This is a genomic window from Corallococcus aberystwythensis, assembly GCF_003612165.1.
Lineage (GTDB): Bacteria > Myxococcota > Myxococcia > Myxococcales > Myxococcaceae > Corallococcus > Corallococcus aberystwythensis.
Map to the genome: position 1 here is coordinate 1 of NZ_RAWK01000508.1, position 2,027 is coordinate 2,027.

At 69.2% G+C, this 2,027-nt stretch carries 1 protein-coding gene; it reads right to left on the minus strand.

Annotation, left to right across the window (positions count from 1 at the left end; genetic code table 11):
- Positions 1-707: 707 nt before the first annotated feature.
- A complete protein-coding gene (locus D7W81_RS41015) occupies positions 708-1,712 on the minus strand; it encodes a hypothetical protein (RefSeq protein ID WP_147445832.1) in 1,005 nt (334 codons plus the stop codon).
- Between the last annotated feature and the right edge of the window lie 315 nt (positions 1,713-2,027).

The window sequence follows — 2,027 nt, forward strand, 5'->3', positions numbered from 1 at the left end:
TACCCCAAAGCGGCGCGCCATCTTCCGCTCCGAGGCCAACCCCCCATTCCTCGGCAGCCTCCTCTGCGCAATGTCCCGCTCGAGCTGCTCCTCCACGTACGCCACCAGCCCCACCCTCACCATCCCCGCCTCCTCGCCCGATGCTTCGCCCATCCAACCAGACGGGTCTGACATGGACGCGAAGGCCCACCGGTGACGTCGCCTACCAGGCCAGCGCGCTCCTGGGCGCCAGGCGTTGCGAACTGGTCCGACAGTCGGACCAGTTGGGCGGCGTCGCTCCCGGCAGGCGCCTCCGCCTGTGGCCACCTTGGCGGTCCGACAGTCGGACCAGTTGGGTGACAGCGCTCCCGGCAGAGCCCCTTGCCTGGGGTTGCCTTGGTGGCCGACAGTCGGATCAGTTGGGTGACAGCGCTCCCGGCAGAGCCCCTTGCCTGGGGTTGCCTTGGTGGCCGACAGTCGGACCGTTTGGGCGACGTCGCTCCCGGCGGGCGCTTCTGTTCGTGACCTGCCTCTTGGCGTTCGCTCAGGCCCCCTGTCACGGCACAGCGTCGTGCTTCGTGGGGCGCGCGTCCTCGCGAAGGGATCTGGGGTGCAGGGGGGGCCAGCGAACCTCCGACGACCTGTCTGGCCCTCGGAAAAAGTGAAACGCCTTCCCCTGGCGCGAGGCTGGGGAAGGCGTTGGGGTGAAGCAGGAAGTGGTGCGGAGCCTAGCTGGACTCGCTCACGCTCATGCGCCGGCTGGCGCCGCCGTTGCCCTTGCCCAGCGGCTGGGTGTGCTCCAGGTTCGTGCGGGCCAGGGCTTCGCGCTGCTCCTTCGTCTTCGCGGCGCCGTCCTTCTTGACGGTCATCACGCCGCCGCTGTCGTGCTTCTCCTGGGCCTGGGCGATGCTCTTCTTCAGATCGCTGGCCTTCACCCAGTAGGCGCCGTTGACGGGGTCGCGCACGCGGTAGAGGTCGTCGTCCGTGCTCTTCGTCTTGCCCGGGTTCACGCCGTCGATGGTGAGCCAGTGCAGCTCGCCGCTCTCCGGGCCCTTCTCGCCCTCGGCCAGGGTCGTGTTGAGCAGCGCGTTGGAGTCCACCAGCGCCAGCGCCATCTGCCCGTGCTTCAGCGCGCCGCTCAGTGCGTCCGTGTTGCACTCGTCAAAGCCGTTGGTGACCTTGATGCCCATGCTGCCCAGCATGGCGCCCATCTCGTCCGGGGTCGCGCCGTCATCCAGGTTCACCTGCACGCGGTCCTTCACGCCTGCCGTCTCCGACGTGGCCAGCGTGTCGGCCTTGTTGCGCACCTTGTCCCGGGCCTCCTGCTGCGTCAGCGGGACGGCCTCCTCGGCGCTGGACTGCTCCAGGTAGGTGAGGGTGGCCTCCGCGCAGCCCTTCTTGCTCGTCTGCGCGACGGTCGTCTGGGGCGCGTTCCAGCCCTGCTCCTTCTGGGCCTGCGTCGCCTCGTTGGCGGGGACCGCGCTGGCGGCCGGGTCCGTGCCCGGCGGTGGGGGGGCCGCCAGGGACGGCAGGCCCATCTTCTTGGCGCGCTCCTCCTCGAAGGAGTCCAGGTAGCGCCCTTCCGCGGCGTTGAGCGGCTTGGCGTCCGGCGCGTCCGGCAGGGGTTCCTTCACGGACTGGGCGGCCGCCGCCATCTCGGCGCGAGCCTGCTCCGTGGCCTGGCGGATGCGGGCCATGACCGAATCGAGCTTGGAGCCAATGTTGAGGGCCACGGGCATCTCCTGTCGCTTCTGGGTCTTTTTTCTCCCGCATTATCCGCGGGAGACTCCAGAGGTTGCTTCCGGATTTCGGGATCTGACGGGAACGCGCGATTTCCGACGCAACCGGGCAGGCGTCCAGGCCGAAGAACCATGGAATCCTGGAATGAGGGGTACACTGGACCCATGGCGAACCGGCATGACAGGGACGACGGACCTTCGGCGCCCGGCTCCGCGCCGCGCGTTTCGACGTCGCGGGAATCCTACGGTACAGGTAGAGGCAACGCGCCGGCGACGGGGCGGGGTGGGGCGGAGTCCTCGGCGCCGTCG